The sequence below is a fragment of the Microvirga sp. P4_G7 genome, from assembly GCF_056401005.1.
Genome location: NZ_JBFUKD010000407.1, coordinates 1 through 3,442 on the forward strand (window position 1 = coordinate 1; position 3,442 = coordinate 3,442).

The 3,442-nt window shown below is 63.6% G+C and carries 3 protein-coding genes; all 3 read right to left on the reverse strand.

Translation table 11 applies throughout. From position 1 onward, the window contains the following. Positions 1-170 precede the first annotated feature (170 nt). Entirely contained in the window at positions 171-1,427 is a 1,257-nt protein-coding gene (locus AC1DT3_RS15450; protein WP_477466130.1) for an SGNH/GDSL hydrolase family protein, read from the reverse strand. Between the two features lie 62 nt (positions 1,428-1,489). Then, a complete protein-coding gene (locus AC1DT3_RS15455) occupies positions 1,490-2,719 on the reverse strand; it encodes a lytic murein transglycosylase (RefSeq protein ID WP_477466131.1) in 1,230 nt (409 codons plus the stop codon). Positions 2,720-2,799: 80 nt separating this feature from the next. Beyond that, positions 2,800-3,442, reverse strand: a 643-nt coding sequence (galE, locus tag AC1DT3_RS15460) for a UDP-glucose 4-epimerase GalE (RefSeq protein WP_477466132.1), incomplete at its 5' end; no start/stop codon positions are given.

The window sequence follows — 3,442 nt, forward strand, 5'->3', positions numbered from 1 at the left end:
ATCGTACATCGAGCGACAACGTCTTCGTCGCGGGCGATATGCGGCGCGGACAATCCCTCGTCGTGTGGGCGATCCGCGAAGGCAGGCAGGCGGCCCGCGCAATCGATGAATTCCTCATGGGTTCGAGCGTGCTGCCGCGCTGAAGGCAACGAAGCGCGTCGTTCAAATCGCTACGACGGCGGCCAGCGAAAATCGTCGGCGCGCCCCGGAGGTGGATTTGACGGCGCGCCTTCCCGCAAGGAGCGCTGGATCGGATAGGCGCGATCCCCCGTCAGCCGCGGTGGCGTGGAGATCAGCGTCCCGCCCTGCGCGAGATCCGGTCGCGTCAAAGGAAGCACGGGGCCGATCAAGGGCTTCGACGGCAAGACCGGAAGATCAGCCGGTTCAGGCGGCATCGGAAGCGAGGCTTCGAGTGAAGCGCCCTCGGGAACTGGCTCTCCGGGCTTGATCGCATTGACGGCACCGGACGCACCGGAATCGAGAATTGTCTTGATTGCGACATCGGCGAAGTGGGCGACCTTTCGCGCACCGGCGCTGGTGAACAGCACACCGTCGTTCGTGCGCAATTTCGCTGTTTGTCCTTCCACATCGGGGCCGGTCATCGTGTACCGGTTCTCCTCGTCGACGAAGCCCGGCCAGATATCGACATATTCCCCGCCGAAGCGGTGAGCGCCGTCGCGAAAGATGTCGTTCATCGCGATGAGATCGTCGGACAGCTTGTCGCTGCGCATCGGCGGCAGACCGATCCAGACGAACGGAATATTGCGCTCCTTGAACAGGCGCGCCACCGCTTCCACGCGCTGGCGGTAGATATCCCGCCAGCGGTCGGTCAACGGCTCGAAACTGTCGTTGCCCTCCTTGATCGGCGAGCGATCGTTCACGCCCAGCATCACCACGGCGAGCGTCACCTTCTGACCACCGTCGAGAGTGTCCCTGATGAATTTTGGCCACTCGTCCGGATTCGAGCGCACAAGTCCGCTCTCGCCGCGAGACTTGCGCACAATGGCGACATCCTCGGACTCGGCATACGCCTCATCGATGCCACGGCTTGCATAATCGGCGAGGGAATCACCGAAGACGACGATCTGCGTCGCCGCGTTCGGTTTCGTCTGTTCCTGTCGCGCGACCACCGGCTTCGGAGCCGGCTTCGGGCGTGCCGGACGGGCGATGGGCGCCTGCTGATAAGGTGTGGGATCGGGCGGAATGCCGAACAGGCGTCTCAGACTGAACCCTTGTTGCGGCGCCTGCTGGATGAGCTTTCCGGGGTAATAGCCAGGAGGATAAGCGCGAGGATCGCGGGCCCGTTGCTGAGGTGGCGGCGATGCGTAATAGCCACGCTGCTGAGGCGGGTAGCCGTATGGTTGTGCCCAAGCGCTCCCTGCCGCGAGTGCAGCAAGCATGACCGATACCAGACGGAGGCAGGGCACCAGACGCATCTATGATGAAACTCCCGACGACCCGCTCATTATAGGGCCTTCGAGGAGGGCCGTCAGCGGGCCGCGCGCAATTCGCGCAGCAGAGGACCGTCGGCGTAGCCGTCGGGAACAAGGTTGGCTGCGAGCTGGAAATTGCGCACCGCCTCACGGGTCTTGGAACCCAGCATCCCATCGGCATCGCCTTGGTAGAAGCCGAGAGAGGCGAGACGCTTCTGCAATTCTTGTCGCTGATCCTTGCTCAGCATGGGCTCGTGTTTCGGCCAATCGCCCTTGATCGGGCCGCCCCCCATCACCCGATCGCCCAGATGGGCCACACCCATCGCGTAGGCATCGGACGAATTGTAGGTCTTGATGATCGCGAAATTGTCCGTGATCAGAAAAGCCGGGCCGCTCGCGCCGCCGGGCAGAAACAGGCTCGCCTCGCCGGACCGCGGCAGAGCCTTGCCGTCGGCCCTGCGGACGCCCAAACCAGACCAGCTTGCGAAACCCTGGCGAAGATTGCGAAAATCGAACCCCTTGGGGAGATCGACTTCGAAGCCCCAGGCGAGACCGGGCTCCCAACCCTTCTGGCGCAGATAGTGGGCGGTCGACGCCAGGGCATCGGGAATCGACGCCCAGATATCGCGCGCGCCGTCACCGTCGCCGTCGACCGCGAATTCCATGAAGCTCGAGGGCATGAACTGGGTCTGCCCCATGGCGCCGGCCCAGGACCCGAGCATCTTTGCGCGATCGATATGATCCTGCTCGAGAATCTCGAGAGCCGTGATCAATTCCTTCTTGAAGAAATCGCCGCGATAGCCGGTATAGGCGAGCGTTGCGAGCGCCCGCACCACGTAGATCGATCCCGTGAAGCTGCCGAAATTGGTTTCCATGCCCCAAACACCGAGCACGACCGATCGCGGCACCCCGTAGCGGCGCTCGATCCCGTCGAGGGTCTTGGACCATTGCGCCGCAAGCTGCCGTCCGCGCTCCAGCTTCTGCGCCGAAACCGAACCTTCCACATAGTCCCAAATCGGGCGGACGAACTCGGATTGCTTCTTGGTGAGCGCGACGATCTTGGCGTCCGGCGACACGCCGCGGAACGCGTCGTCGAACGTCGCACGTGAGACACCGCGCGCCTTTGCCGCGGGCCAAAGGCCGGCGATGAAGCGATCGAACCCCACCTGCTGCGCTTGATCCTGCGCTCGCGCCGGCGAAACGGCCGCCGCCAATCCGACGGCGCTCGTCAGACCGAGAAGGAGAGCGCCGCAGACAATGCGGTGCATTACAAAGGCTTTCAGCATGATGGTTGCTCACGCAGGGACAGGTCGATCGACCCATTGCGCCATCATTGCCATTAACGAATCGTTGATCAACGCCCCGTTCAGGCAGCTTTCCGGGCCGCGAGGTTTTTTTCCCATCGCAGGGCCTGATCGACGATGGCAGCGAGGTCGTCGAAGCGCGGCTGCCAGCCGAGTGCCCTCAGCCGATCGACCTTGGCGACGAGCCGGGCCGGATCGCCGCCCCGACGCGGACTGAACCGGACTTCGAAATCGACGCCCGAGACCGCTTTGACCACGGCAATGACGTCGAGAACCGAAGCTCCATGTCCGTAACCGCAATTCAGGATCAGGTTGTCGCCGCCGCCGCGGAGATGGTTGAGCGCAGCGAGATGGGCGCGGGCCACGTCGTTGACTTGGACGTAGTCGCGGATGCACGTCCCGTCCGGGGTCGGATAGTCGGTGCCGAACACGTCGAGATGGGGCCGGTAACCCAACGCCACCTGCGAAGCGATCTTCAGCAAATGGGTCGCCTGGGGTGTCGATTGGCCAGAGCGTCCCTTCGGATCGGCGCCGGCGACGTTGAAATAGCGCAACACCGCGTAACGCAGGCCGTGCGCGTTCGCGACATCCTCCAGCATCCATTCGGTCGACACTTTGGTGCGTCCGTACGGATTGATCGGCGCGACCGGAAGGTCCTCGGACAGGGGACTGACATCGGTGTTGCCATAGACGGTCGCCGTCGAG

Coding starts and splice junctions, on each gene's coding strand:
- AC1DT3_RS15455 (WP_477466131.1), bottom strand. CDS start 2,719: ATGCTGAAAGCCTTTGTAATGCACCGCATTGTCTGCGGCGCTCTCCTT.